Annotated in this window: 28 protein-coding genes; 9 read left to right on the top strand and 19 right to left on the bottom strand. The window is 49.4% G+C overall.

Translation table 11 applies throughout. From position 1 onward, the window contains the following. Window positions 1-43: 43 nt before the first annotated feature. The gene (locus DX130_RS00955; RefSeq protein WP_116042107.1) at window positions 44-1174 is read right to left on the bottom strand and encodes a deoxyribonuclease IV; all 1131 of its coding nucleotides are present in this window, start codon (window positions 1172-1174) and stop codon (window positions 44-46) included. 653 nt (window positions 1175-1827) lie between these two features. Here DX130_RS00955 and DX130_RS00945 point away from each other — a divergent pair. From DX130_RS00945 to DX130_RS00925, 5 genes are all read left to right on the top strand, one after another. Continuing rightward, a complete protein-coding gene (locus DX130_RS00945; protein WP_116042105.1) occupies window positions 1828-2016 on the top strand; it encodes a DUF4177 domain-containing protein in 189 nt (62 codons plus the stop codon). 151 nt (window positions 2017-2167) lie between these two features. Then, complete coding sequence (locus DX130_RS00940) at window positions 2168-2344, top strand: tyrosine-type recombinase/integrase (RefSeq protein ID WP_240644016.1); 177 nt, start codon at window positions 2168-2170, stop codon at window positions 2342-2344. Between the two features lie 144 nt (window positions 2345-2488). Then, on the top strand, window positions 2489-2926 hold the full coding sequence (locus tag DX130_RS00935) for a DUF2621 domain-containing protein (RefSeq protein WP_116042102.1): 438 nt from the start codon (window positions 2489-2491) through the stop codon (window positions 2924-2926). Window positions 2927-3014: 88 nt separating this feature from the next. Then, window positions 3015-3491 carry a hypothetical protein gene (locus tag DX130_RS00930; protein WP_116042100.1) on the top strand — a complete coding sequence of 159 codons (477 nt, stop codon included), beginning with the start codon at window positions 3015-3017 and terminating at the stop codon, window positions 3489-3491. A gap of 22 nt (window positions 3492-3513) precedes the next feature. Next, the gene (locus DX130_RS00925; protein ID WP_116042098.1) at window positions 3514-4416 is read left to right on the top strand and encodes a TIGR01777 family oxidoreductase; all 903 of its coding nucleotides are present in this window, start codon (window positions 3514-3516) and stop codon (window positions 4414-4416) included. Here DX130_RS00925 and DX130_RS00920 read toward each other — a convergent pair whose 3' ends face one another. The 14 genes from DX130_RS00920 to DX130_RS00855 all read right to left on the bottom strand — a co-directional run bounded on the left by DX130_RS00920 (window position 4417) and on the right by DX130_RS00855 (window position 18921). Further along, complete coding sequence (locus tag DX130_RS00920; RefSeq protein ID WP_165861106.1) at window positions 4417-6054, bottom strand: DUF6382 domain-containing protein; 1638 nt, start codon at window positions 6052-6054, stop codon at window positions 4417-4419. 26 nt (window positions 6055-6080) lie between these two features. Continuing rightward, window positions 6081-6587 (bottom strand): A24 family peptidase, encoded by a 507-nt coding sequence (locus tag DX130_RS00915; protein WP_165861105.1) that lies wholly within the window; start codon window positions 6585-6587, stop codon window positions 6081-6083. Between the two features lie 38 nt (window positions 6588-6625). Beyond that, window positions 6626-7612, bottom strand: coding sequence for a hypothetical protein (locus DX130_RS00910; RefSeq protein WP_133297875.1), 987 nt, complete (start codon window positions 7610-7612; stop codon window positions 6626-6628). Next, entirely contained in the window at window positions 7578-9794 is a 2217-nt protein-coding gene (locus tag DX130_RS00905; protein ID WP_116042092.1) for a hypothetical protein, read from the bottom strand. Before DX130_RS00905 ends, DX130_RS00910 begins: the two co-directional genes overlap by 35 nt. 19 nt (window positions 9795-9813) lie before the next feature. After that, entirely contained in the window at window positions 9814-10533 is a 720-nt protein-coding gene (locus DX130_RS00900) for a TadE/TadG family type IV pilus assembly protein (protein WP_165861104.1), read from the bottom strand. Then, the gene (locus DX130_RS00895) at window positions 10526-10711 is read right to left on the bottom strand and encodes a Flp1 family type IVb pilin (protein WP_116042089.1); all 186 of its coding nucleotides are present in this window, start codon (window positions 10709-10711) and stop codon (window positions 10526-10528) included. Before DX130_RS00895 ends, DX130_RS00900 begins: the two co-directional genes overlap by 8 nt. 17 nt (window positions 10712-10728) lie before the next feature. Continuing rightward, entirely contained in the window at window positions 10729-11607 is an 879-nt protein-coding gene (locus DX130_RS00890; RefSeq protein WP_116042087.1) for a type II secretion system F family protein, read from the bottom strand. An 18-nt stretch (window positions 11608-11625) separates the two neighbouring features. Next, complete coding sequence (locus DX130_RS00885) at window positions 11626-12480, bottom strand: type II secretion system F family protein (RefSeq protein WP_240644011.1); 855 nt, start codon at window positions 12478-12480, stop codon at window positions 11626-11628. Further along, window positions 12464-13699: a TadA family conjugal transfer-associated ATPase gene (locus tag DX130_RS00880; RefSeq protein ID WP_116042086.1), complete on the bottom strand. Its 1236-nt coding sequence runs from the start codon at window positions 13697-13699 to the stop codon at window positions 12464-12466. The genes DX130_RS00885 and DX130_RS00880 overlap by 17 nt, the downstream gene beginning before the upstream one ends. Continuing rightward, complete coding sequence (locus DX130_RS00875) at window positions 13686-14837, bottom strand: CpaE/TadZ family protein (RefSeq protein WP_116042084.1); 1152 nt, start codon at window positions 14835-14837, stop codon at window positions 13686-13688. Before DX130_RS00875 ends, DX130_RS00880 begins: the two co-directional genes overlap by 14 nt. 176 nt (window positions 14838-15013) lie before the next feature. Further along, entirely contained in the window at window positions 15014-15412 is a 399-nt protein-coding gene (gene ndk, locus DX130_RS00870; protein ID WP_116042083.1) for a nucleoside-diphosphate kinase, read from the bottom strand. Between the two features lie 33 nt (window positions 15413-15445). Next, entirely contained in the window at window positions 15446-16246 is an 801-nt protein-coding gene (locus DX130_RS00865; RefSeq protein ID WP_116042081.1) for a pyruvate, water dikinase regulatory protein, read from the bottom strand. Window positions 16247-16267: 21 nt separating this feature from the next. Continuing rightward, window positions 16268-16930, bottom strand: a complete 663-nt coding sequence (locus DX130_RS00860) for a helix-turn-helix transcriptional regulator (protein ID WP_116042080.1) — start codon at window positions 16928-16930, stop codon at window positions 16268-16270. 233 nt (window positions 16931-17163) lie between these two features. Next, a complete protein-coding gene (locus DX130_RS00855) occupies window positions 17164-18921 on the bottom strand; it encodes a M3 family oligoendopeptidase (protein ID WP_116045624.1) in 1758 nt (585 codons plus the stop codon). 166 nt (window positions 18922-19087) lie between these two features. On the opposite strand from DX130_RS00855, the gene DX130_RS00850 reads away from it, so the two are divergent. Together DX130_RS00850 and DX130_RS00845 are read left to right on the top strand one after the other, a co-directional pair. After that, a complete protein-coding gene (locus DX130_RS00850) occupies window positions 19088-19255 on the top strand; it encodes a YycC family protein (RefSeq protein ID WP_116042078.1) in 168 nt (55 codons plus the stop codon). Then, window positions 19252-19482, top strand: a complete 231-nt coding sequence (locus tag DX130_RS00845; protein ID WP_116042076.1) for a hypothetical protein — start codon at window positions 19252-19254, stop codon at window positions 19480-19482. Before DX130_RS00850 ends, DX130_RS00845 begins: the two co-directional genes overlap by 4 nt. 20 nt (window positions 19483-19502) lie before the next feature. On the opposite strand, the gene DX130_RS00840 is transcribed toward DX130_RS00845, so the two are convergent. Together DX130_RS00840 and DX130_RS00835 are read right to left on the bottom strand one after the other, a co-directional pair. Then, complete coding sequence (locus DX130_RS00840; RefSeq protein ID WP_116042075.1) at window positions 19503-20213, bottom strand: DUF2225 domain-containing protein; 711 nt, start codon at window positions 20211-20213, stop codon at window positions 19503-19505. A 14-nt stretch (window positions 20214-20227) separates the two neighbouring features. Next, window positions 20228-20605, bottom strand: coding sequence for a globin domain-containing protein (locus tag DX130_RS00835; protein ID WP_206098750.1), 378 nt, complete (start codon window positions 20603-20605; stop codon window positions 20228-20230). A 395-nt stretch (window positions 20606-21000) separates the two neighbouring features. Here DX130_RS00835 and ylbJ point away from each other — a divergent pair, with 395 nt between their 5' ends. Next, window positions 21001-22098 (top strand): sporulation integral membrane protein YlbJ, encoded by a 1098-nt coding sequence (ylbJ, locus tag DX130_RS00830; protein WP_116042073.1) that lies wholly within the window; start codon window positions 21001-21003, stop codon window positions 22096-22098. Between the two features lie 89 nt (window positions 22099-22187). Next, window positions 22188-22985: an NAD kinase gene (locus DX130_RS00825; protein WP_116045620.1), complete on the top strand. Its 798-nt coding sequence runs from the start codon at window positions 22188-22190 to the stop codon at window positions 22983-22985. 36 nt (window positions 22986-23021) lie between these two features. On the opposite strand, the gene DX130_RS00820 is transcribed toward DX130_RS00825, so the two are convergent. Then, complete coding sequence (locus DX130_RS00820) at window positions 23022-23714, bottom strand: YutD family protein (protein ID WP_240644009.1); 693 nt, start codon at window positions 23712-23714, stop codon at window positions 23022-23024. 28 nt (window positions 23715-23742) lie between these two features. Next, a complete protein-coding gene (lipA, locus tag DX130_RS00815) occupies window positions 23743-24699 on the bottom strand; it encodes a lipoyl synthase (protein ID WP_116042072.1) in 957 nt (318 codons plus the stop codon). Window positions 24700-25440 lie beyond the last annotated feature (741 nt).

Raw genomic sequence — 25440 nt, 5'->3', positions numbered from 1 at the left:
ATCTTCCTTTTCTATAATAAATTTTGTAGCAACCTAAGTTGTATTAAGCTTGTGCCAGGAACGACTTGCCAGCAAACCAAGTCGTCAGGCGCTGGTTCACCTGCTCTTCCGCAAGCTCGCGGGACAACACGCCCTCAGCAATGATCATATCGTACAAGCGCTCCATCGGCTCGCGCGGATCAGCTTTCTTTGCTTTGGCATCGTTTTTCAATAGTGTCCACGTATTAAGGATGAAATCTCTTGAATCAATCTCCTGTTTGCCGAAAAAGTGGTGCAGACGCTCCACATCCTCGAGGAAGTCTTCGCCGAAGCGATTTCTCACTTCACCGCGTAGAAGTGCAATTTCAACCTCATACATTGGACGAACCGTTTTGTCCTCTTTGCCGATCCATGGAGTTTCCAGAATGAACGGTCTGCCCTTTAGCGCTTCATGATGAACGATGTTCGATATAGCGGACTGTCCAAGCCATCCCGCACCGATCGGCGCATGGCGGTCTTTTCCCGCTCCTCTTGGGTTTTTGCTGTCATTGATATGAACAACAGCAACGCGATCCAGTCCCACAGTACGGTCGAATTGCTCCAATACGCCGTCCAGGTCGTCAACTAGATCATACCCGGCGTCATGCATATGGCAAGTGTCCATGCACACTGTCAGACGTTCGTTATACGTTACTTTATCCATAATCGCAGCGATCTCTTCGAAGCTGCGGCCAATCTCCGTGCCTTTGCCCGCCATCGTCTCGAGTGCGATATTCACATTTGTGTTGCTGGTGCCTGCAAGCACTTCGTTCAGACCTTCTGCAATTCTGGCGATGCCGAATTCCGCATCCTTATCGGTATATGCACCGGGATGCAAGACGATGTTGCGTACGCCAATGTAATCCGTGCGGCGGATTTCCTCCTGAAGGAAATTGACACCCAGCTCGAACGTGTCTTCCTTATAGGAGCCTAAGTTAACGATATAAGGCGCATGCACGACGATCTCTTCGATCCCGGCTGTATTCATAAGCGCCTTGCCTTCTTCAATATATAGCGATTCAATCGGTTTGCGCCGTGTATTCTGCGGTGCTCCGGTATAGATCATGAATGTGCTGGAGCCGTAAGTCATGGCTTCCTTCGCAGCAGTCTGAAGACCCTTGTCCGAAAATGATACGTGGGAACCTATTTTCAACATGTTAATTTCGCCCCTTTCGGTTGATCAAACCTTATTTTACAAGGAATGTCGAAATAAATCTAGTAATGATCGAACTCCGCATACTGATACCACTGCACCCTGTATCCCTTGGTATTATAGGTAGTTACAATTTTTAGCGATTATCGCATGACGCAGGTAACTGCATTAAGGTGCATCTATTTGGGGCTGAATTGGGGCTGTTTTATTCTCGAAAAAAAATATGGGTACACGCTAACGGAAAATTAAAAAAGAGCCGTAAGGACAGCATCCCGGCGGATCATGCTTATTTTACCACTTTCTCATGCGCAAATGCTTTAGATGCTCCCATTTCGATGCCTCGTTGCTCCAGGTACAGTGTAACCACAATACAAACCATGAACCTGTGTGCAGCACCATTGCTCGATAAGACTTTAAAAGAAGCGATTATGGCAGTACCACTCGAAAGCTGGAGACTGTGCATATTTATAGGCGCCTGCTTTCTTAATGTCGATACTGCTGTCTGTTTCTATCTCATGTCGAGCTGTCGCATTGAGTATCCTCCTTCGGCTTCTTGCTTCGCCCGATTCGTCATTCCGTTTAAATAACTTATTTGAAACTATCACTACGTTTAACTCGTAGCTAATATAGCAATACATACACAGGAGGATTTTATAATGTATGAATATAAATTTGTAAAAGTCGACCTTAGTAATTGGAACAGTAAACCAAAAGAGGATTACCAAGAAATTATTGCTGATCATGCAAAGGATGGATGGAGATTTGTCCAAATATTTGCTCCAGCCATTAAAGGAACTGGCTTTGCCACATATTTTGAAATCATTTTCGAGAAACCCGTCAATTAATGATGGGTTTTTCTTTTTTATTGTGACTCATATTGGTGGATGATCCATTTTCCGCTGTTTTTGATCTATCACAATTATTTTAAGATAGCCATTAACGCAGCCGTGGAAGAAGAAATACTCATGTGTAATAGGGCGGCAACTCTATGCAGGTTTGGCGAAGGAAAACATCACTATCACACGTATCACTCCTCACGGTTTAAGGCATACGCATGCGACAATACTAATAAACAAAGGAATCCCGCCATTCACAATACCGGAAAGGCTGGGTTACCCAGTAAAGATGATTTATAAGGTTATGGCCACGCTCTTAAAGCTTAGCTGTCTCTAAGATGTCAAGTTCGCTAGTTGGGGCTAAAAGTAGGACTGAATAAGCCCCTCCCCCTCTGAGCCCTTATGTATCAAGGGATTTTAAAGAGTATGTCGAAATAAATCTAGGAATACGCTATAATTCATTATTGAGGTGACAGTTACAATGAGCGCAGCGCCGAATTGGTTCATGTATTTTATCGTTTTCTGGGCCGTAGTCATGGTTATTGCCATGTCCATAGGCGGTTTCTTCATGTTCCGCAAATTTCTGAAGGTTCTCCCGATGAGAGACGGCAAGTCCAAGCTGGATTGGCAGAACTACTGGGTCGAACGCAGCCGCAGCATGTGGGGCGATGAAGCCAAGCGGTTTCTCGACGAGCTGGTATCTCCCGTGCCGCAGGCATTCCGAGATATCGCCAAGCATTCTATTGCCGCCAAAATTGGTCAGGTCGCCATCGAGCAAGGCGCTGGCACCGTTACGACAGAGCATTGTGTCGAGGGCTACATACGGGCTACGCCAAAGAGAGATTACCGCAGTCTTGTGCACTTTTTGGACAAAAAAGGCATTGATTACGCGCCATATAAACACTTGCTGAACAAATAGACAGAGCTGCCTCATGGCAGCTCTGTCTCACTTTTATGCAACCTCAATGGTATTTTTTTCGTTTTAGTATACAGGAGGTGTTTCAACTATGAACTTAACAAACAAGAAACGCAAGAAAGCTGCAACCGCCGGAGCGTTGCTTCTTGCCGTTATGCTGACGATGTCCGCATGCGGTGCCAACGCAAACAATCCCAATAATAGCGCGAATCCCAACAACAACGAGACGGGCTCTCCAGTGGATCAACTTCCGGACAACAATGGCGTACAGGAGCCTGGCGCTCCATCTGACAATGACGATAACTCAACTGATAATAATGGCAACGGCAACGGAGAAGCTTCTCCGATCCGGGCAGAAGGCACGTATACAGGTCTAATCGATTCCAACTCTTTGGAAATCACAACGGACAGCGGAGCAGGCGCTTACCGGATTCCGGAGGAGCTTCGCTCCATCGTCGATGAATTGCCTTCCGATGTCAAAGTGAAATTTGAATATACCGAAAAAGCGGTAGAAGGCGAGACTGACCTCAAGCAGCTGTGGCTGACGAAAATTGAAGCAGTGCAATAATTTCTCATAAGGAGAGTGCGGAATGCGGGTAGCCATTGCCGGAGGCAGCGGATTTATCGGAAAGGCATTGACGAATGCCCTGTTGAAACGGGGAGATGAAGTGTGGATTATAACGAGAGGCAAGCAAGCCCAATCATCCAGTCCTGAATCTCGTCTGACGACCGTATCCTGGGCCCAACTTCAACAGGAGCCCGGCAAGTTGGAGGGAATTGATGCTATCGTGAATCTTGCGGGCGAGAGCATCAATCAAAGATGGAACGCTGCGGCCAAGGATCGGGTGCTGCACTCCAGACAATGGGCGGCAGCCCAGGTGGCCGAGCTGGTGAATGCTCTTGAACATAAGCCCTCCGTTGTCATCAATGCTTCCGGCATATCCGCATACGGTATTTCGGCAACAGAAGTGTTCGATGAAGACAGCCCTATGGCCGTCACCGATTTTCTATCCGAAGTCGTTCGCGAATGGGAAGCAGCCGCAGATACCATACCGGCGAAACGGCTCGTTAAGCTGCGTATCGGGGTCGTGCTAGACAGCAAAGACGGCGCTTTCCCACTCATGCTCCTCCCCTATCGGCTATTCGCTGGAGGAAGGGTGGGCAGCGGCAAACAAGGCTTGTCCTGGATACATATCGAAGACATGGTCGGACTGATCCTGCATTGTCTCGACAACGATTCGATTCAAGGCCCTGTGAACGGGTCCGCACCGGAGCCTGTTACGAACGACAAGTTCGGTAGAGCCGTCAGCCGGGCATTCAGGCGTCCTCATTGGTTTCCCGTGCCGGCACTGATGATGCGGCTTTTATTTGGAGAGATGTCCACCTTGTTGTTGGATGGCCAGCTCGCCAAGCCCAAGCGGGCGCTGGAGACAGGCTACTCATTCCGCTATCCTACGGTTGACAGCGCCATGCGTCAACTGGCCAACCGCTAACTACCCTGTTTTTAATTCGTATAATGGTCCCTTATCGCCAGCAAGATGGATTCGATCGCCGAACTCCAGCTTGTAGGCTTTGTAAGGGACCATTAATTTTCCATTCAACAAGCTCCCGTTTCTGGAGCCCAGATCCTTGACATGATGTTTCCCGTCGATGCGCTCGATCTCCACATGGATGCGGGAGATCCCATCGGCATGATCGGCATAACCTACCCCATCGCCGGATCTGCCGATTTTGAAAAGATCTGCCGTTAGTGCGATCTGTTCTTCCTTGCCGTTCCATGTCCGCGAGAGCCACGCGCTGCGTGCGCTGGAGCCCAGCATGGCAGTCTTTTGCGAGGAGTCATGGCTTGTGCCCAGCAGTGTCGTCGGAGGCAGAGAATGTCTTGCATCGGAGCTCGGTGCTGGTTTTGAAATAGCCACTGAATAGCTCCCCATGGAGTTGGTTGTATTCGGCAACGGATCGGAGGCTTCAGCAGGCTGGGGCTTGCTCCACGAGAACCGCGATGGAAGCACACTGGAATACGGCTCAAAATCTTCTTTCGTCTCCAAGGGATCCTTCTTCTTCATAAGCAAAGATGTACCGTTCTTCCTCACTATGATTACCCCCGCTAGTGCAAACAAAGTAAGGCCCGAGCAGATCAGCATATTTTGTTGCGTCGGCTGATTCAGGTAGATAAATCGCCAGATGCAAGCCGTCGCGAGTAAGAAAGCTGCACCAGCGATCCAAATCCCTCTGTTTTTACCCTCGCTATCCTCTTCCCCATCGTCATCATATAGCCATGCTGGTTCAAGCTCAGAATCATGTCCGGATTGTAAGTTCTCTTCTGATCGTCGATTCTGCATGATGGACATGGACTCTTGCGGATGTATACCAGCTTGCTGCGACGGGGAGGCTGAGAGTGATGAAAGGGGTGGCACAAGTTCCGGGATGGATGGTTTCACTTGCATCCGGTTTGAATAAACGGAATCATTAGCCGAACCGAGAACCGCCCTAGCATTCCGATCAGAAGAATGGCGTGCTGCAGTGTCCTGCACAACTGCCGGTCTATCGATCACTGTTGATTCCTTGGCGATTAAATCCAGCAAAGTTTCTCGGAGTTCAGTCAACGAGGTACGGTTATGCTGAAGCAATTGCAATATCCGCTTTAATCCAACTCCGTCGATAGGCTCAACGTAAGACGTCCATCGAACGGCAAGCGACAACAAATCCTCCCCGTATTGTCGTCCCTCTCCTTCGTCTTTCAACGGCAAATATACAAGTCTTAAATCTCCAAATCGTTCTCCCATAAACATAAACTGCTCACTCAGCAGGCAACCTTCCGGTCTAAGCATATATTCTTTGCATTCCAAGAGGGCATCCGTCAAAGCTAGAATGAGTGAATAATATTGCTCCATGGTCAGCATATCCTGCTGAAGCCGATGAATCATCATTTTGCTTCCCGTCAACTCGTAGCGGAACGTAATGCTCCCATCAATCTCATACCAATCAATCGGAAGTAAATAGGGAATACGCTGCGCGCGAAGCATCTGCAGCTCCAATTCATCCAGTTCACTTCTGCCTATGCCGCCTTCCCTGTCAATTGTCATCTCATGGCCTCGATTCATAGCAAAATCCATTCGCAACCGTCGCATCTCACGTTCTCCTCTCTCTATTCCGCCTATCTGATCAACCATACTGTAATAGCTGCCGGAACTACGGCTAGCATAAACGGAAAGCTTTTACCGGATTGAGCCCATTGAAACCAATTGAAAGTCCGTGCTGCGCCGGGATAAGCAATAATTAGCAGTGAGGCCATCCGTTTGGCGAACGCACGGTTAAAAGCCAGCAACAACACACCAAACGCTCCTGCATACAAAATCGAATACATCATTAACTGTGCGATCATGGCAGCGCCAACCCAAGCGCCAAGTGCACCGAACAGCTTAACATCTCCTGCTCCGATTCCGCCAAAGGCGTAAAGTATGAGTAGGGGAACAAAACCCGCCGCAGCACCTGCAGCAGTATAGAGCCATCCCTGTCCCTCTATGCCACTGGCCAAACCATGATAGAGCATACCCATAAGAAAAGATGTGCCTGTAAGCCAATTCGATATGGTCTGATGCTTCATATCCGTAATGAATGCAATCAACAACTGCGCGGCCGCAGCCCAAAGTACAATGGTCATGTCAGCCTTCTCCCTTCCCGAATTTACGTTGCCGCTAGTTATTTCTGTTTCTTCTCCACGGAAAAATGTCTGGCGGCACTGCCTGGCTTGCTTACCCCTTCCACTGCCAGCTCCCATATGCCCGGTGTCGTGTTGCCCGAGACATGCCAGGTCCATTCTACATAACCGCTCTCATCTGCAGTCGCTTCCCCCAGATGCTTCGCTTTGCTTGCCCCGCTCTTATAGTTCACGCCAAGTGAAACCTCGGCTCCCGGCTCCGTCTTCACGTATACGGTTGCCTTTTGGCCAGGACGGATAGGAGATGGTTCAATAGCGATAATTTGCAATTGCAGCGTGTCCCCGTCCGCTTCCTCCATGCCGTAAGTCGCCGCTACCGCATCGCTTATCCATACCCGCTCATACGCTTGTTCTCTAAGGATGACCGCTTTGTTGTAAAACGGCAGCTTGACCGGGTATTCATATCTTAGAGCAATGCCAATATAGGGCACTTCCTTATCCTTAAGATCCGGCAACGCTATGTAATCTAATGAAATGTTGTCGCTCCTGAGCAGATAGGGCGGAGCATATTGCCGTACGAACGGTTCAATTACCGTACGTCCGAGCTCGGTAGCGGCTACGTTCTGCAATGGACGCCAGTCTCCCCGCAGGGCAGACGATACGAGCTTGCCGGCAGGCTCAGGAAGCCATTCCGCCAAGTCGGCGGCAGCTTCATTCCATGCGGGCAGGGACTGGCGCTCAGAGGCCGTTTCCGATGAGTCTCCTTTATCCCATTGTGCTCTAGCAAGCTCAATGGGATAGATATGGGCTGCGATCTGGCGTACACTATGCGAGGCTGTCATATGAAGAGCCATCTGTGCAGCACACATGGAGATTAATAGAGAAAGTATAATGAGCAAAAACAAAATAAACGGCATAACAATAGCAGCTTCAAGAACGATAGAGCCTCTCTGCCCACGCAGCAGTCCCTTTGCCCGCCGCTTTCCAGTACATTTAATAGGACCAACCCACTGTTTGCATAGTTTCATAGCGGTTGCCCACAACCTTTCCCTGCAGCAAATCGAACCGCCCCAGCACCCCCATCACGCCCGGAAGAAACCATAGCTTCATCGAGAGCTTCGCTTCACCTGTAACACCTGAGGGAACTTGTGAAAGAGAAAGTCCAGTATTCTGCTCAATGACGGCAATCATGCGTCCAAGCCTCTTCTCTTTGCTCCCCCCATGAAGAAGCATAAACAGCCTTAAATAATCCAGATAAGAAAGCTCGACCTTTACATATTTGGATAATGGAGCCATTCCCTTTTGAGTGAACGAAATCATATCCTCCATCGTCTTCTGAAGCCCGTATATGATGGCTGCTGACAGAATTAGTAAGGGGTGACCCAAAGAGCGGCTGGCAACCAAACCTTCCATAGTACGGATAGCAAGCCGGACGGAAAACAACTCTCCGTATGCTGCAGCCAAATTTCCCATTGGATCATGAAACCCATACAGCACATATTCCAATTCCTGATTGCCGAATGAGGCCATTTGCGTCAATTCGTCCGTGTCACCGTTCTCCAACAACTTGCGGAGCTGCTGAGGAGCGAAATAAGAAAAACGGTTGGCAGCATACTCGCCATAATAAAAATAATCGCGGCCATCCAACAGCATGTCCGATACCCCCGCGAAGAGAGTGTCTATCAAACCGGACGATTCCTTAGCTGCATCTTCCGCTTCCTCCGCCTGTATCGTTTTGTAAGATCCGGTTGATTCTTCGCCTTTCTGATTAAAAAGCAGATTTTGTCCATATCGTTCCTTCACTTTGGCAAACTCTTCCTGATGTTCGGACGTACCAGACGTATCAGATAATCCGCCTAACATGGTTTTCGCTTGTTTCCACAGCGATTTTGTTTCTGCCTTTTGCTCGGCCAGCTTTTCTTTGACCGAGCTGTCCAGCACGCTGTCCCGCCGCTGCTTCATCAGCATTCCGGAATGACCATAATTCTGTTCATAGGTAGATACGACAGAGACAGCTTTAGCCGAGCCGTTCTGCAGTGAGACCTGTCTGGAAGAAGAAAGCGAAGACATGGCTGTATTCCAAAGACCGATCAATTGATCAATCTCGCTTGCTGCGGCGTAACCGCGCGAGCTTTGCGTCAGCAGCTCCTGCTTGTATCCGCTGAACCATTCCGGCGACCGAAGCAGCTTTTCGCCGCTTTTCCTCATCTCCTCAAGGTCCTGAACCGTATCATTCGGAAGCGCATAGTCGCCTGAGCCAGACACATCCGCACCTGCAACTTCGTCATAAGCACCAACAGTAGTTTTTTTGGACTCTTCAACGATTCTTTCCATTTGAAAATTTATTTGCTTCGCTTCTTCAATCTTTTGCAGCGCATCGTCCAGGAGGGTATCATGACGCTCTCTTTTACCACCGCCCGTACGGAGCTTACCCAGCATTTGAGATACACTATACCGATATGAAGCGATCGAATAGGAATAGACCGGATCTTCGTCCTCAGGCAGCGATGCGTCATGCTCTATCTGCCAGACATAATTGGCGTAACGATCTGCTAATCTTAACGAGCTTGCGGCGGAATTGCCTGAGGAACCACTGCCTGCTGGAATAGCGGCTACAGCATCATTATCCATTAATGTGGATACTGCCTTTTCCTGCAAACTTAACGCCTTTTCTAAAAGCGATTCCCGCTTCTCATACAGCTTCCTGAGATCCTCCAGTGTCTGAACAGCTCCCGAACTTTCCTTCAGCGCCTTCGACAGCGAAGTAAACTTCGATAAAACCTCCAACGTAAAATCAACCGGGGCTTTATATTTCATCTCTTCAAGCACCTGTCTGGCGAATACATCATGCTGCCCTAGCGTAAAGGAGGTCTGTACGTTAGCTTCCTCCAACTGACCTGCAATAAAATCAAAGTGAGACCTGGTATCGAGGCCGGTATGTTTAGCACCGTTTCCTTCGAGTACTTCGGTAAAAATCACGTTGCCATCCGTTCCTCCACGCCCAAACAATCCATACCTTTTATAGAGAGAATCATCGTAAGCTGACAAAACTGAGCGAACCCCCATACGGGCTTCATTCTCGCTCTTCAATTGAAAAGCCGCGATCCGCGCGTAATCGATTAACACAGAGAAAAAGAGAAGCAGTGAAGCCAATATGATAACGGACAAAATGGTCACGACACCATTTTCTTTGATCAGCAACTTTTTCATCGGACAGAATTAGGCCTCCTCACGATCCGCCCCTGCCTTTTCCGCTGTAGGAGGTCAAAATATTGCCGGCTCTGCTCTCCGCTGTAGATTTTCCCATGAAATGCGTCTTCAGCTTGGTACTATAGTATCTAGCAAGATCAACGCTTCGGATGAACTCTACGGGGTCAACGATATGGCCTCTGGCTGCACCGTCAGGCTCGCCCCTTATCCAGCTCTCCTCAAAAGGCATAAGCTGGATTGGCTTGTGTAGTCCGGTCTCCACATATCGACTTAGTCCGTCTCCTGCATACTGAACGGTGCCGTTATAGCTTAAGCCTGCCGTCGCAACCCATTGGGCTGACTTAACCAACTTGCGCTTGGTTAAGTCCGTATCGACTGAGCTGGTGGACTCCTGAACATCCGCTGGAAGTGAGACGCTTCTGCGCCCCTCATCCCCCGTCATGCCAAATAAGCTTGCCAAAGCCCCATCGGAGCCTAATCGACGATACAAGCCGTCATACTCAGGTTCTGTCAGGATGCCCGTTCTGGCATCCCGATGACTATTGTCCCAGCTGAAAGCAGCCCGCTCCGATATCGTAGAGACCGAATAATAGACCATTACCTTTTGATAGAGATACATACCAAACAATAAAAAGGCGAGCACCATCGCAAATAAGATTGGAAGGACAATCGACGCCTCAATTGTAAAGCTGCCTTTCTCATCCTTATGCCACTGACGAACGCTGGCTATATTAATCAAAGATTTTCTCAGCTTTGCTGTCGGCCTTCCCTAATAAGGAATTTACCAGGCTAATAATCCAATTTTTAAAGATGAAAGCGATAATAATAATGACAGCGATAATTAAAATAATTTCCAATGTACCAATGCCTTCCTCCTTGCGCCAAAAGCCTTTCATGCGTTCTGCTACTGTTTTCATCCTGAACATCTCCCTTTTCATATAGACATTACTAATACGGCTGGCGCCGCCACAATGATCATCATGATGAACATCACGCCGACCAACGGAAAAACAAGCTTGGACGATGCCTCTTCACCACTGATGCGAGCCAGTCCTTTCCGCTTCTCCCATAAGGAATAAGAAAGCTCCCGTACCGCCAAAACAAAGTGCTCGCCGCCTTTCCGGTAATTCAGCAGCATTACAGTCGTGAACAGCGACGCTTCCTGAACTGCGCAGCTTCGATTAAATCTCTCCAGTACGATGTTGAAAGATTGTCCATTGTTCATAGCTGTCACTGCCGCCCCCCATTCCTTGTCCAGCGGATAATTCGAGCCATCTCTGCCTTCCAGACAACGTACAAAGGCGCGTTGTACCGTCTCCCCAGCGCTCACCAGCAGCATGAGCTTGCTCATGCGGTCTGGAAGACCTGTAATAATTGCTTTTTTGCGCCGCTCCAGCTTCTTCCCGGCTTCGGCAAATTTTCGAAGGGTCAGCGCACAAAATGCCAGCACACCGGCAAACATAATAAAGTTCTCGCCGCTGATCCAGGACAGCAAGCAGCTTCCTGCAAACGCCGCATACCCCGTCCCAAGCGAGCTTGCTGCTTCGCCTTTTGTTTTCTCAATGGTCCATGAAGGCCCACTCAATAACATAAGCTTGGCATGGTAGCTGTTAAGCATATGCTGGATGTCATCCCATTGGCAGGCCTTCTCCCAAACGCGCAGGAACGGTTCTTGAAACAACAAGGCACTCATAGCTGCGTTTCTTTTTTCACTCCGATTCTGTCTTAGCAAATGCGGGATGCGTCCAAGCGCTGATCTGCCCGCTAAAAATACCCAGACTCCCGCAAGCAGCATAGCCGCAAAAAGTCCCATATTGATCCTCCTCAAAGACTAAATATCGATTCGCATGATACGGTCCATGATCCAGAAACAGACGAGCAGCAAGAGGAGCAGTGCCGTCATGATAACGTATCCCAGACCGCTGTACAGAGGCTTTATATAGTCCGATGCGGCCATGTTAAGAAAGACTAAAAACACAAAAGGAACAGCCATCATAATGCGTGACTCGAATCTCTTCTGCGCAAGGAGAATCTTGATATCTCCTTCCACTGTCAGCTTATCGCCAATAATGGTCGACGTACGCCGCATGACCTCTAGAAGATCACCCCCTGATCGCTTGCAAGTCGTCAAGGCTTCAACAAATTGAGTTATTTCATCCATGTCTGCCCGCTCCGCCAAGTCTCGCAGCGCGCCTTCCAGCGGCTCGAAATTGTCCAGCCGATGAATTAATATCTGAACTTCTTTCAACATATCCGTGCCTTCATCGGAGTATAGAAGCTTCATATCTTCCAGCACCCCTCTGAACGCATTCTCCAGGGACCGGCCGGCAGCAAGCGAAGAGGTTAAGGAAAACAGCGCTTCCTTAAATTGCAGCTTTAAACGATTTCTGCGCCCCTCAAGCAGCGACTTTCGCCTCCATTTGGGAGCAGCTGCCCCGCAGGCGGATAGGATGAGCGATAGGAGTACCGATTGATAGAACAGATATGTTGCTCCGAATAGGACCACGTAACCCGCCGTTACGGAAAAAAACAATTCCCTGCGATTGAGCTGATAATCTGTATAACGTGTCAAACGCCCCGCATTAGAGGAGGCATGGAATAGCCCCTCCCACCCCATCCATTCAGCCATCCGGCGAATGGAGCTTCCACTTTTACGCGAATGAACCGCTTTAACTGCTCCTTTCATCCGCCAGCTCCTTTCCGGCCATACGAAGCTTTTCCGTCCTGCTCATCACACCAATCCGCTCCAAAGTGCCGATAATATGACCATTGCTTTCGCCATCCTCTCGAAACCGGAACAACGGGTTCAGCTTCACCTCGCCTTGCTCGATTCCAATGACTTCAGCAATCTCAGTGACTCTTCGGGATCGATCTCGATGTCTCGACAAGTGGATCATAATATCAATGGCCGAGGCAATCTGGCTGCGAATAACGCTTAGGGGAAGCTCAGCCGCACTCAAGACCATCGTCTCCAGACGGCTGATCATATCCTGGCAATTATTTGCGTGTCCCGTGGAGATCGAGCCCTCATGTCCCGTATTCATTGCTTGGAGCATATCTAAAGCTTCCCCGCCACGAACCTCTCCGACAACGATCCGATTCGGACGCATCCGAAGAGAGGAGCGAATCAGGTCACGAATGGATATCTCCCCTTTCCCCTCGGTGTTCGCGTTTCGAGTTTCCAGAGACACGAGGTTAGGAACCGTGCGAATTTGCAGCTCTGCCGAATCCTCTATCGTAATAATTCGTTCCTCTGAAGGGATGTATTGGGACATGGCATTAAGGAAAGTCGTTTTTCCCGTACCTGTCCCTCCACTAATAAACATGTTGTATTTGGCCTCTACGAGCTCTCTCAAAAACGCCGCCGCATCCGCCGTCAACGATTGAAGATCGATCAGCCTATCCATCGTCATAGGTTGATCCGGAAATTTCCGTATCGTCATGCAGGGTCCCTTCAGGGCAACCGGGGGCAGTACGATATTGACACGCGACCCATCCCTCAGTCTTGCATCCACAATTGGCGATGATTCATTAACGACCCGGTTGACCCCCGCTACGACAGACTGGATCAAATCCTCCAGCCTCTCCTTGCTCTCGAAAGCTCCCGGCATAAGCGTCATGACGCCATGCCTCTCCACGTATACCTCTGTATGGCTGTTGATCATAATTTCACTTACAGCAGGATCATCCATAAGCGGCTGCAGGACATCCATGCCTCTGAAGGAATGGTAGAGTCTTCTGACGAGCTTGACCTTATCGGTCGCGGTCATGGGATTCCGTTCGCACCACTGAAATACGGCCGCTTCCGTCTTGCTCCATAATTCCTCATCTGACATAGCGCCGCTAAAGTCGATTTCATCTCGTATCTTGCCGCGCAGATTATAAATCAACTCATCCGACAGCATGAATACGTGGTTCCTCGCTTCCTCCAAGTAGGTGGGTACATAGCCGGTCTGCCGCTGCCCGATAGGAAGAGGAGGACCCTACAGGGTGAAGCTCTCCTTGTCTCCACTCCCTGACAAGAGGCAACGCTACAGGTGCAAGAGAAGCTTCCATAGCAGACAATGAGTTACCGATCTCCGCATTCATTCCGTTGCAGACAACCTCCGATCGTGCTGAAATCCCCCTGAATGCTTCCCCGAACTTCTGTCCCCCATACCGCAGCATGAGCGATTGTTTGGTTTGAGCGGATTGGTCTCCCGATACAACCCATAGATTCCGATCTGCACGCATAAGCAATTCAATATGGAGCTCATCCAAGCCATCGTCCATATCCACAACTATTCCGTCGTAATGCCCGCTCTGAGCTATTGAATCGACAATCGCCGCGGCATCCGCCGGAAGCAGTGACGCCCGGTCTTCCTGATTGCGAAACCCTAGCAGATAGTCGCATTTCAATTGCGGATGAAACTTCCGATGCTGCGCCAGCCAAGCTGCATAAGACTTCGAACCCGCTTTTATCGCATACAGCAGCTCTGACAGTCCTTCTCCATCCCATATGGCATCCCCGCCAAATTGGAGCCATAGCTCGGATGTATTCCATCTCTCCAGGTTGAGATAGAGCATTCGAAGTCCACGGGCGCTTGCCGCTCCCACCAGATGAAGTGCCAGCGTTGTCTTGCCTACGCCCCCTGAGGCGGAATGAACCGTCAACACCATCGCTCCTTTGCCAGCGGGATGCATGGAAAGTCCTCTACCTGATTTATGACTCATTGCCTCGAAGTGATCCGTTATTCCCTGCAACAACAACGGCAATGCCTGATATTGCAACAACTCCGGCTGTCCACCCGTTTCTCCTAATCGTGCAACCAGCGTGATGGAGGGAATGTGGGATAATTCCGATTGCAATTCCCGAAGCAGATCCGGTTCCGCCGCAATGAGATCAATGGCATAGCCTTGCTTGGCAAATTGCTTGCAAGCATTCGGATGCGTAAAGGCCGACACCTGCCAGCGCTCCCCAAAGGAACTACCGCGAATGTAATCTGCAATCCTTCTCGTATACTCCTTGTCTTTCACTGCAATAGCCAGTTGATATCTCTTCAACGCTCATCCTCCTTTCAATCGAAATCCACAGGAATACATCCAGACAACACAGTCCCAAGGCACGCAAAAAAGCACCGCAAAGGGCGCAGCTAACTGCAGCCTTATACGGTGCTTCCGTGGTTTCTTATTGACTTGCTATAGAATTTACCATAACTTGTCTAACTCGTCAACCATACTTAGTGAAAATAGAGACCGATCTCTCTCTCCGCATTTTCATAGGAATCCGAGCCGTGGATAATGTTGCTCGCGACATCCGTAGCATAGTCGCCCCTTATTGTGCCTGCTATCGCATCCGTTGGATTGGTCGCGCCGATGATGGAACGAGCATTCTGGACGGCATCCTTGCCCTCCAACACCATGGCGAATACCGGTCCGGATGTGATGAAATCGACAAGCTCACCGAAAAACGGTTTAGAATGGAGATGCTCATAATGGGACTCCGCTAATTGACGATCCAATTGGGTCAGCTTGGCATCTACGATCGCAAACCCCTTCTCTTCGAATCTGGCAACGATTCGGCCGATCAAGCCGCGCGATACGCCATCAGGTTTTACCATTACAAATGTTTTTTCCATGTTTGAACCCTCCGTCTATATAGGTATAGCCAATTATTTGTTCAACCATTCCATAATGATACCCGCTGTTTCTTCGATTGCGCGATTCGTCACGTCGATAACCGGACAGTCCAGACTCTCCATCACGGATGCCGCATACTTCAGCTCTTCCTGGATTCGCTCCTTGCTCGCATATTGCGCGGAGGCCGGCAATCCCAATGTCTTAAGCCGTTCGGAACGAATCCCGAGCAGATGCTCCGGCTGCATTGTGAGCCCCACGATCAGTCGACCCGGCCCTTGCTTCAGCTCTTCCGGAAGATTGACCTCCGGCATAAGCGGTAGATTGGCTGCAAGAATTCCTTTGTGCGACAGGAATACGCTAAGCGGAGTCTTCGAGGTGCGCGATACGCCGATTAACACAACTTGTGCCTGCACCAAACCTCTGGCATCCTTGCCATCATCGTATTTGACAGCGAATTCAATCGCTTCCATACGTCGATGATAAGTCTCGTCGATGGAATGCAGAAGGCCAGGCTCCCGACTCGGGAAGCTGCCGAACGTATCCACAAACGCCTGCATCATCGGTCCCATCACATCCACTGCACGAACGCCGTGCCTTACCGACTCTTCTCTCATCCACTCGCGTAGCTCCGGTTGTACGAGTGTATAGCTGATAAAACTGCCCGTTTCTGCAGCCTCGGCGACAATGCGAGCGATTTCATCTTCCGTCCGAAGATGGCTGTAACGCTTGATCTTCACGTCCTCGGACGAGAATTGTCTCAGCGTTGCCTTGGCTACCGCCTCTGCCGTCTCACCGACTGCATCGGAGCAGACATAAATATATGGCTGTGTCATAATCTCTGGTCCCCCAATTCCTTAAGCTGTCGCGATATCTGCCATGAGCGAGACGATATTAGACTTGGATACCCATCCCGAAATAATGGGATTTCGACTCGGCTCTTCGTCAGGCACAATAACGGGCAAACAATCTACTTGATGCTGCGACAGTTTGCTGATCGCCTCCATAACTGATTCATCCGGAGTCAGCGTAACAACGTTGGGATAACGGGTCATAACCATACTGACAGGAATCGTCGCGGCCCCCGAGTTTCCTAACGTGATTTTAAGCAAATCCTTTGGCGTAATAATACCTGCAAAACGCTTCTCCTCATTGACGACAATGAGCGTGTTCGCATTCTCCATGAAGAGCGTAATGACAGCGTCGTGAACCGACAGCGTATCCGGAATATTAACCGGTACACCCTGTACTTCCTTCACCTTCATGCGGCTGAACCGCTGAAGCGGCTCGTGACTCTCCCGAAACGTATTGCCGAGGAAATAACCCACCTTCGGCTTCGCATCAAGCATGCCAAGCATTACGAGCAGTGATAGATCTGAGCGAAGCGTCGGACGGCTTACTCCCAAATATTCGGCAAGTTGATCGCCTGTTACCGGCGAATGCTTCTTGACTAGCTCAATGAGTTCCAATTGCCTTGAAGATAGCTGAATGATGGTCCCCTCTTTTCTTATATGACTCATAATCAATGATTTAATGAAAATATCTCTTTCAATAAGATATCATATTAAAATATATTGTACAATATATCCTATTATCAACTTGATGTAAGCTACTCATATCGAACGAAAGAGTCGCTTGCTCGTGATTAAAAATGCTTCATTTGGACAAAAAAATGCCCTTAGAATTCCACTGGACACCTTCCAATGTCTATTCCAAGGGCTGTATAGTAAAAAATTTCGACCTGGTGAATATGTTATTTCCCTTCCGTCATCTCCAGGAATAACTGCACATCTTCCTCTGTCAGCGCAACCGCATCGCTCCAGAAGTTCTGCTCCTCCAGATTAACGCCAAGATGCTTCTCCGCCAACTGCTCCACCGTCAAGCGTCCCGTATCCCTCAACAAGGCCACATATTTGGCAGCAAAATCCGGTCCTTCCTGCAAAGCACGCGCATATAGCCCAGAGCTGAACAGGTACCCAAACGTATACGGGAAGTTGTAAAATGGTACATCCGTCAAATAGAAGTGCAGCTTCGACGTCCAGAACTGCGGGTGCGCATCACCCAGCATATCCATGTAGGCCTCACGCTGCGCCTCTTCCATCAGCTTGTTCAACTCGTCGGCTGTCACCAAGCCTGCTTTCCTCCGCTCATAGAAGCGCGTCTCGAAGAGGAAGCGGGCGCGTATGTTCATAAAGAAGGCTACAGCGCGCTGAATTTTATCTTCCAGAAGACCAAGCTTCTCCTCATCATCCGCTGCTGCTTTCATCGCTCGATCTGACACAATCATCTCAGCGAATGTCGAAGCTGTCTCAGCCACGTTCATCGCATACTCCTGAGACATTGCCGGCAGATCGTTCATCACATGCTGATGATAAGCGTGGCCAAGCTCATGGGCTAGCGTCGAAATATTGGACGCCGTACCCGAATACGTCATGAAGATACGTGTCTGACCGCTCTTCGGGAAGGAAGTACAGAAGCCACCTGGGCGTTTGTCCGCACGATCTTCCGCCTCAATCCAGCCCTCTTCGAACGCCTTCTCCGAAAACTCTGCAAGCGCAGGATCAAATGCTCGGAACTGCTCGATAATGAAGCGGGCTCCCTCTTCGTAAGGAACTGTACGCGTGGCGGAACCAATCGGCGCCTCTACATCATGCCAGTCCAGCTTTTCCAGACCAAAAAGCTTCGCTTTCCGCTCCAGATAAGGAATAAGTGCCTTCTTCCCTTCTTCAATTGCTCCCCACATGGCGTTCAACGTCGATTCGCTCATTCGGTTGATGGCCAGCGGCTCTTGCAGCACCGAGTCCCAGCCGCGATTCTCATACAGCTTTAAGCGGAACCCCGCAATTCGATTGAGCGTATCTGCACTGAGATCTGTGAGCGAAGACCATACCCGCTCCCACTCTGCAAATGCTTCCTGGCGTACAGCACGGTCGCTGGAGGATAGACGGTTGGACATCTGCCCCGCGGACAACACCTTGCTCTCGCCCTTCTGATCCTCTACATGGAACTCTGCACGCGATACGATCACGTTATAGTTGTCGCCCCATCCATGGTAGCCGTCGATTGCAAGGTCGCCAGCCAGCGCTTCCAGCTCAGGCGCCATCTTTAGCTTCGCCTGTTCTCTCCGCTCACTCAAATTAAAAGAAAGTGCGCCAAGTGTCTCATCCTTAAGAATAGCTTCCCAGTCAGAATCCGAAATGCCTCTGAGCGCATTGTCGTAACGGGTCATAGCCGCAGAGAATTTTGCAGAAATCGTTTTTACACGGTCATTCAGTCCGATGGCTGCATGATCCTTCACATTTTGCGCGATCAGGCAGCCTACAAAAGAATCAGATTGCCTCAAACTTAGCAAAATGGACTGGGCCACTTCAGTCATTTCCTTAATCGTTGCAGCGTTAAGTGAAGCACCGCTCTTCAACTGTTCATTCAATTGCGTAATTCCGCTCTCCATCCCCGCAAGCTCTTGTGCGAATGCATTAGAGCTTGATCCGCCTGGATAGATGGCATCCATATCCCATCTGATTGGATAATTGCTCACCTTGGTCACTCTCCTTATGTTCTCGATCTGATGTATGTAACGCAGCGAAGAAAAAACCGAGCAGCATTCGCAAATGATTTGCGAGAAACCTGCCCGGCGGTGTATAACAGTAGTATATCCTGATTGGAGGAACAACACCATGTCCAAACCATTACAAATATCACCCGAGACCGCCATCAAGCTGTCCGAGCAACTGAATATCCCGCTGGAGCACCTGATGCACATGCCCAAGCACATTCTGCTTCAGAAGCTGGCTGAGCTGGCCAAGAAAGAAGCAGATGCCGCCCAGGAGAAGCCCGAGCAATGATACCGTTCCAAAACGCATGGCCTTATGAAAGAATAATGGGTGACCTCTATGTATCGAACTGTCCATTCTGCAACGCAGATAATGTCTTGTTGTCGCTGAAGCCATCAGAGCTCCCCGACATTCAAGATGGGAAGAAACGTCTCATGGTCTTCCCGTGCTGCCACAATAAAGTGACGATTATCGACGCAGACCAGGATTATCTGCTGACGGATGGGCCGCTTCGCTAACGCATGAGGTGTGGCAGTCCTTAAACGCTGCCAACCCCTTGCGAAGCCGATTCGGCTTGGCCCATCCGCTTATCTTCCGCTTCTTGCCGGATGAGCTGCCATTGCTCCCGGCTTGCGCGGATCATAGCGGCGTCCATAATCTTCTTATCATTGACGACCCGAGAGAACCACTTAACTGCTTCGTTCAGTTCGCCTGTTCGTCTGTTCAATTCACCGATCAAATACATCAGCTTGGCGTTGTTCACAGAAACGCCCTCCGTCTCGAATACTCGAATGTAAGCATCCAAAGCAAATTTTAGAAACCTCTGCTCCTCTACTTCATTCTTTTCATAACGGTACAGCCATGCAATATGGTGCAATAGACCAGCAACTACCCGATCCTTGGCTCCTGTAACCTGCGCCGTTAGCAAACCGAGCTTGTAGCTTCCCATTGCTTGTTCCGCAGTACGCTCACCGCTGAAGCTTTGGCCTCGCCAAGTATTGCCAATGCGCTCATAATAATTGTTCTTTTGTAAGTCACTTAGCTTATCTAAGCCGTTCTCCGTCGAAGCAAAGCCGCAGCTTGGACAGATACGAACGACGTAATAATCCGGATTGATACCATTGTCATAATGACCGCAAAAATCGGAATCCACGGCTGACGCCCTCTTGAAACTTGGACGGACTCTAGTTGACTGATAGATCGTTTCACAGCAGATGCATGAGATTTTGGACTCGTACAGCGGCTCCATGGCTTCACGTCTCCTTAATTCGAATTGACGAAATGATGCGCAGGCCCAGACAATCGATCCAGCACGATGGCTTGCAGCTCAGGCTCAAGCCCAACCTCCTCAAGCGCTTTGCCCATACATTCCAGCCATGCGGCTGCATGATCTGGCGTTATGTTGAACGGCATATGCCGCGCCCTCATCATGGGATGACCATGCTGATCGGAGAATAAGCTGGGACCTCCGAAAAATTGCGTTAAAAATTGATACTGCTTGTCCATTACAGGATCGATATCTTCCGGGAAAAGTGGTCCTATAAGTGGATGAGCTTGTACCTTTGGATAAAACGATTTGACTATAGACCTGATTCTTTCGGCCCCTCCTATCGTTTCATAAAGGCTTATATTCCTATTCATCGTCATTTTCATCTCCATTTTGTAGGTATTAAGAATGATACCCTCATATTCCTTTGAGGTAAAAAAAATCGCCCGTATGCACGAGACACGGGCGTTCATCGATAGACAACTTCTTCAAGTTAAGCTTCATATTCCTCTTCGCTAGGCGAAGAGATCGATTCTTTGATGACATAGACAAAAGCGCAGACAAGAATGCCAGCGATCATACTCATGATCATCACTCCAACCGTGTAATATGATTCTATTGTACCATAATCCTCCTCAATTAACACCCGTTTTGGAAACGTTTTCTTTGTCGATTCTGATTTTTATTCCACTAAAGTGATGGATAGACCACCTCAAACATATACGTAGTAGGAGGCCTGTACAGGTCTTCAGTTGAGGAGGCGGACGATATGCTGCGAGCATTCCTACATCCCTTATCCATCACTGCGCTATCTGCATTATTTATCGCTGTGCTTATGGCCATCTATCCCGTCGAGACGCTCCAGTCCTCCCTTCGCGGGCTATCCATATGGTGGGAGGTTCTTTTTCCCGCCCTCTTCCCGTTTTTCGTCATTTCCGAGCTTCTGCTCGGATTTGGAATCGTTCATTTTTTCGGCAAATTGCTGGACCCTCTCATGCGTCCTTTATTCCGTCTTCCCGGAATTGGCGGATTTGTCGTTACCATGGGGTATATGTCGGGCTATCCAGTTGGAGCAAGGCTGACCGCCCAGTTGTGGTCGCAAAGGCTGATTACAAGAGCAGAAGGAGAGAGGCTCGTTGCGTTCACGACAACATCCGACCCTATCTTCCTCATAGGTGCCGTCTCTGTCGGCTTCTTCCAGAACGCCGCGGTCGCCCCAATCCTGGCTGCTGCCCACTATGGCGGCGGCCTCTTGATTGGCTTGCTGATGAGATTCCATGATTACCGTAAAGAACCCCTCCTAGAACATCCCGGAGCTGAAGGAATAGGAAAAGCATCCACCTCCGGCAGCGTTCAGCGTAAAGTCTCACGCAGCCGAATCGGGATCGCGCTAAAGGCAATGCATGAGGCACGCCTGCTTGACGGTCGTGAGATGGGTAAATTGCTGCAAGACTCCATACAGTCCGCCTTAAAGCTCATGATCGTCGTAGGCGGGCTTGTCGTCTTCTTCTCCGTCGTAATGGAGATGCTGACCCACGCAGGCATTGTAGAGGCCCTTGCCGAAGCTCTGCGACTGCTGTTTAGTCTGATCGGCATGCCAACAGCTCTGGCGGACGCAAGCATTTTTGGTTTATTCGAGGTCACGCTGGGTTCCAGAGCAGCAGGCACAGTCGGAACGGGCTTGATGCATCAGGTCGCCATTGCCGCCTGGGTACTGTCATGGGGAGGATTATCGGTTCACGCCCAGGTTGCCAGCCTACTCAGCCGTACAAATCTACGCTACCGCCCTTTTATGCTCGCCAGAATGCTGCATGGTATTCTCGCCATGGGCCTCGTCTATTTGCTGTGGGGATGGCTTGGTCTTTAGTACGGTAACGCGATCGTTTCATTGAATTTAACGCCATTTTCCGATATGATCATTGATATGACCGAATGCTCGGAAGGAGAATGATGACGTTGAAATACGCCGTTATCGACAGAGGCGACTCGCTGTCCCAATCGTTAGCCCAACAATTCCATGCCTTGGCGGCTGACCGTGGGTTCATTCTGCATGAGACCCATCCTGACATCGTCATTTCCATTGGAGGGGACGGGACGCTGCTGCAAGCGTTCCATCAATATATTGACTGCATTGCCGAGGTTTCATTCGTCGGCATCCATACCGGACATCTTGGCTTCTATGCGGATTGGAACGCAGATGAGCTGGAAGAGTTGGTTCGCCTTATGGCAGAAGAGACACCACGGATGGTAAGATATCCGCTGGCCCAGATTGAAGTCGAGACGAGCACGGAAACGTTGCACTATCTAGCGCTTAACGAATTTACGCTGAAAGGCGTAGATGGCACGCTTGTCGCGCAAATTAATATTAATGACGAGATGTTCGAGATGTTCCGAGGAGACGGAATTGTCATCTCTACACCGTCTGGAAGTACCGCCTATAACAAAAGTGTAGGGGGCGCGATTGTCCACCCATCCATCGAATCGCTTCAGATCGCGGAGATTGCCTCCATTAACAACCGGGTATTCCGCACACTAGGTTCTTCGGTGCTGTTGCCCAAGCATCATCACTGCGATATCATCTCCAAAAAGGAGCAGCGCATACAGCTCTGCATCGACCATGTGAATATTACCTATAGCGATATTCGTTCGATTCGATGCAGCGTAGCCTCCCGCAAAGTCAGCTTTGCGAGGCATCGTCCGTTCCCATTCTGGGACCGTGTACGGGAAGCCTTCCTTGGGTATGATGTACGATAAACGTATTGCCGCAGATTGAAAAACGCCGGTACGCTCCTAGGAGCGTCCGGCGTCTTTGTTATTGGCGTGATTGGAGTTAGGATTGGTATTGCGCGTTTGTTCTGTTGCTGCGGCCGTCTCGTTGGATGCCGCTTTCACTGGCTTTTTGCCTCTGTGATCCTGGCCGCCACGATGATTTTTGTTGCGGAAATCTTTGCGCTTGCTCTGCCCGTCGCCTCCAGAGGAACGATTGCTGCCCTCTTGGCGCTGATTGCTGCCTTGGCGGTGTCGATGCGGATGCTGCTCTCTCGCTGCAGGTCTTGGCGCTTCCGCGGCCGATGCAGTCTCGGCTGATGCGGATACAGCCGCTGATTCTACTGCAGCTCTTAGATCGACGCCCTCCAGTCGAATAGCATCTTCTCCGTATTCCAGATCCAGATCCGTATCCTCTTCATTTGGCTCCCTGCGTCCACCCTGTTTCTTCTCCAGAATGAAATAGGCGCAGCCGAAGTTGCAATACTCATTGATATAATCCGATGCCGCAGAGTAGGAGCTGTCTTTGTTAGCCTTCTGATGGTTTTCACGGAAAAAGCCTTTCAAACGAAGCTGATTGTAGCCCCAATCCCCAATAATGAAATCATAGCGTTCCAGTACTTCGCTATATCGATTGCGAAAGGCTTCCGGATTCCAGCCGCTTCGGTTCTCATGAATAAGCTCGTACGATTTGCCCCCAATATGAATCAAAGCCATAGTTACACCTCACTTCAGCGTCGGTCAATTATTTGGCGCCGGCACTAGCGCTGGCACAGGAGCCTGTCGATTCCAGGCCATAATTCGGAGGAATCAACTCCTCTTCTGCCATTGCCGCTTGCGCGGAGTCTGTCTGTTCATGCGCATGGTACGAGCTGCGTACGAGCGGACCTGATTCTACGTGGCGGAAGCCGCGATTCTTGCCTTCTACTTTAAGCTTCGCGAATTCGTCCGGATGAACGTAACGCTTAATCGGCATATGCTTTGGCGTTGGTTGCAGGTATTGACCTAAAGTCAAAATATTGCAGTCCACTGCTCTCAGATCGTCCATCGCTAGCAGAATTTCATCCCACTCTTCGCCTACGCCCAGCATAATGCTGGATTTCGTCGGAATTCTCGGTTTCATTTCTTTGGCGCGCTTCAGCAGTTCAATGGAACGCTTATACTTCGCCTTTGCACGTACGCGGTCGGACAAGCGCTCTACCGTCTCGATGTTGTGGTTCAAGATGTCCGGGTTCGCGTCCATGACGACCTGCAGGGCATCCCAGTTGCCCATGAAGTCCGGGATAAGCACTTCCACGCGGCAGAACGGGAGCCGCTTGCGGATGGCCTTGATCGTAGCTGCGAAGATGGATGCTCCGCCATCAGCCAGATCATCACGCGCAACAGATGTGACGACGCAGTGCTGCAAGCCCATTTGCTCTGCGGCTTCGGCTACGCGCTCCGGCTCTTGAAGATCAAGCTCCGTCGGCAGGCCTGTCTTAACCGCACAGAAACGGCAAGCGCGTGTACAAATGTCGCCCAGAATCATGAAGGTAGCTGTACGATTCGTCCAGCATTCGTATATATTCGGGCAACGCGCCTCTTCGCAGACCGTATGTAGCGTCTTCGTGCGCATCATATCTTTTATTTCGGCATAGTTGCCGTTTGTTGTCAATTTTATGCGAAGCCAGTCCGGCTTTTCAAGCTTTTCACGTTGTGTCATATGTCAATCCCTGCTTTCACATTCAGTAATAAGTTTACGGCATTGCCAACATTATAACACGCTTTGTCCATAAAAAGTATGACCTGCCCCGCATGCATGGATGTTTATCTATAGTTTATCGGAATGCGATCTATCGCATTTTGAGATGTGTTTGGCCAGAACCCATACATTTAAACTATACGAGGAAGAAATTGCGTAATAAGTAGACTTTTCCATTGCAAGTCGATCAGACAACTTGTCCATCGTATCGAATATCATCGGCTAGTCATACGCTTTTTGTCTTACCAATCATTTATGATTATTCTTTAAAAATGTCGAGAATACATTCAACAATATTCAAGATTATATTTCCCTTAAGCTGGGATTCAAATAAATGAGCTAGTACATCGCCAAATACAAATGACGTTACTGAAGAAGGCTGAATATGCCGCTATTCATTCGCAACTTCACTCCAATAATTCTTCAAATATTGCACAGCTTTCGGGCGATATCGCATGTAAATACATTCAGAAGATAATTTATTAATCACTTCATTAATGATGGGCTCTTTAGAAAAACAAATAAACCGGGCAGGCGATGCTACTGAGAAGGGCGAGAAGTAAACAAGCGATACACATCTCATTTCATCCCATGATATAAACTTCTTCTTACGGAATAGTTTTCTTAATTCTACTCCACTTGCATCTATTTTAATTTTTTTATTGAAAATAAGAAAAAACCAGTATGAAATAAACAATAAGT

This window comes from Paenibacillus paeoniae (assembly GCF_003388735.1).
Lineage (GTDB): Bacteria > Bacillota > Bacilli > Paenibacillales > Paenibacillaceae > Pristimantibacillus > Pristimantibacillus paeoniae.
The sequence above is the reverse complement of the archived record's forward strand: the minus strand, read 5'-3'. Positions and strand labels throughout refer to the sequence as shown.

Bases quoted from the DNA above. Each gene is read 5' to 3' on its own strand.
- lipA (WP_116042072.1), bottom strand. From the start codon at position 24,699: ATGACACAACGTGAAAAGCTTGAAAAGCCGGACTGGCTTCGCATAAAA.
- DX130_RS00850 (WP_116042078.1), top strand. From the start codon at position 19,088: ATGTCCAAACCATTACAAATATCACCCGAGACCGCCATCAAGCTGTCC.
- DX130_RS00890 (WP_116042087.1), bottom strand. From the start codon at position 11,607: ATGGGACTTTTTGCGGCTATGCTGCTTGCGGGAGTCTGGGTATTTTTA.
- DX130_RS00885 (WP_240644011.1), bottom strand. From the start codon at position 12,480: ATGAAAGGAGCAGTTAAAGCGGTTCATTCGCGTAAAAGTGGAAGCTCC.
- DX130_RS00860 (WP_116042080.1), bottom strand. From the start codon at position 16,930: ATGAGTCATATAAGAAAAGAGGGGACCATCATTCAGCTATCTTCAAGG.
- DX130_RS00915 (WP_165861105.1), bottom strand. From the start codon at position 6,587: ATGACCATTGTACTTTGGGCTGCGGCCGCGCAGTTGTTGATTGCATTC.
- DX130_RS00820 (WP_240644009.1), bottom strand. From the start codon at position 23,714: ATGGCTTTGATTCATATTGGGGGCAAATCGTACGAGCTTATTCATGAG.
- DX130_RS00930 (WP_116042100.1), top strand. From the start codon at position 3,015: ATGAACTTAACAAACAAGAAACGCAAGAAAGCTGCAACCGCCGGAGCG.
- DX130_RS00835 (WP_206098750.1), bottom strand. From the start codon at position 20,605: ATGAATAGGAATATAAGCCTTTATGAAACGATAGGAGGGGCCGAAAGA.
- DX130_RS00905 (WP_116042092.1), bottom strand. From the start codon at position 9,794: ATGAAAAAGTTGCTGATCAAAGAAAATGGTGTCGTGACCATTTTGTCC.
- DX130_RS00935 (WP_116042102.1), top strand. From the start codon at position 2,489: ATGAGCGCAGCGCCGAATTGGTTCATGTATTTTATCGTTTTCTGGGCC.
- ndk (WP_116042083.1), bottom strand. From the start codon at position 15,412: ATGGAAAAAACATTTGTAATGGTAAAACCTGATGGCGTATCGCGCGGC.
- DX130_RS00920 (WP_165861106.1), bottom strand. From the start codon at position 6,054: ATGCGACGGTTGCGAATGGATTTTGCTATGAATCGAGGCCATGAGATG.
- DX130_RS00910 (WP_133297875.1), bottom strand. From the start codon at position 7,612: ATGAAACTATGCAAACAGTGGGTTGGTCCTATTAAATGTACTGGAAAG.
- DX130_RS00880 (WP_116042086.1), bottom strand. From the start codon at position 13,699: ATGCTGTCGGATGAGTTGATTTATAATCTGCGCGGCAAGATACGAGAT.
- DX130_RS00925 (WP_116042098.1), top strand. From the start codon at position 3,514: ATGCGGGTAGCCATTGCCGGAGGCAGCGGATTTATCGGAAAGGCATTG.
- DX130_RS00865 (WP_116042081.1), bottom strand. From the start codon at position 16,246: ATGACACAGCCATATATTTATGTCTGCTCCGATGCAGTCGGTGAGACG.
- DX130_RS00855 (WP_116045624.1), bottom strand. From the start codon at position 18,921: ATGGATGCCATCTATCCAGGCGGATCAAGCTCTAATGCATTCGCACAA.
- DX130_RS00840 (WP_116042075.1), bottom strand. From the start codon at position 20,213: ATGGAGCCGCTGTACGAGTCCAAAATCTCATGCATCTGCTGTGAAACG.
- DX130_RS00955 (WP_116042107.1), bottom strand. From the start codon at position 1,174: ATGTTGAAAATAGGTTCCCACGTATCATTTTCGGACAAGGGTCTTCAG.
- DX130_RS00945 (WP_116042105.1), top strand. From the start codon at position 1,828: ATGTATGAATATAAATTTGTAAAAGTCGACCTTAGTAATTGGAACAGT.
- DX130_RS00845 (WP_116042076.1), top strand. From the start codon at position 19,252: ATGATACCGTTCCAAAACGCATGGCCTTATGAAAGAATAATGGGTGAC.
- ylbJ (WP_116042073.1), top strand. From the start codon at position 21,001: ATGCTGCGAGCATTCCTACATCCCTTATCCATCACTGCGCTATCTGCA.
- DX130_RS00895 (WP_116042089.1), bottom strand. From the start codon at position 10,711: ATGAAAACAGTAGCAGAACGCATGAAAGGCTTTTGGCGCAAGGAGGAA.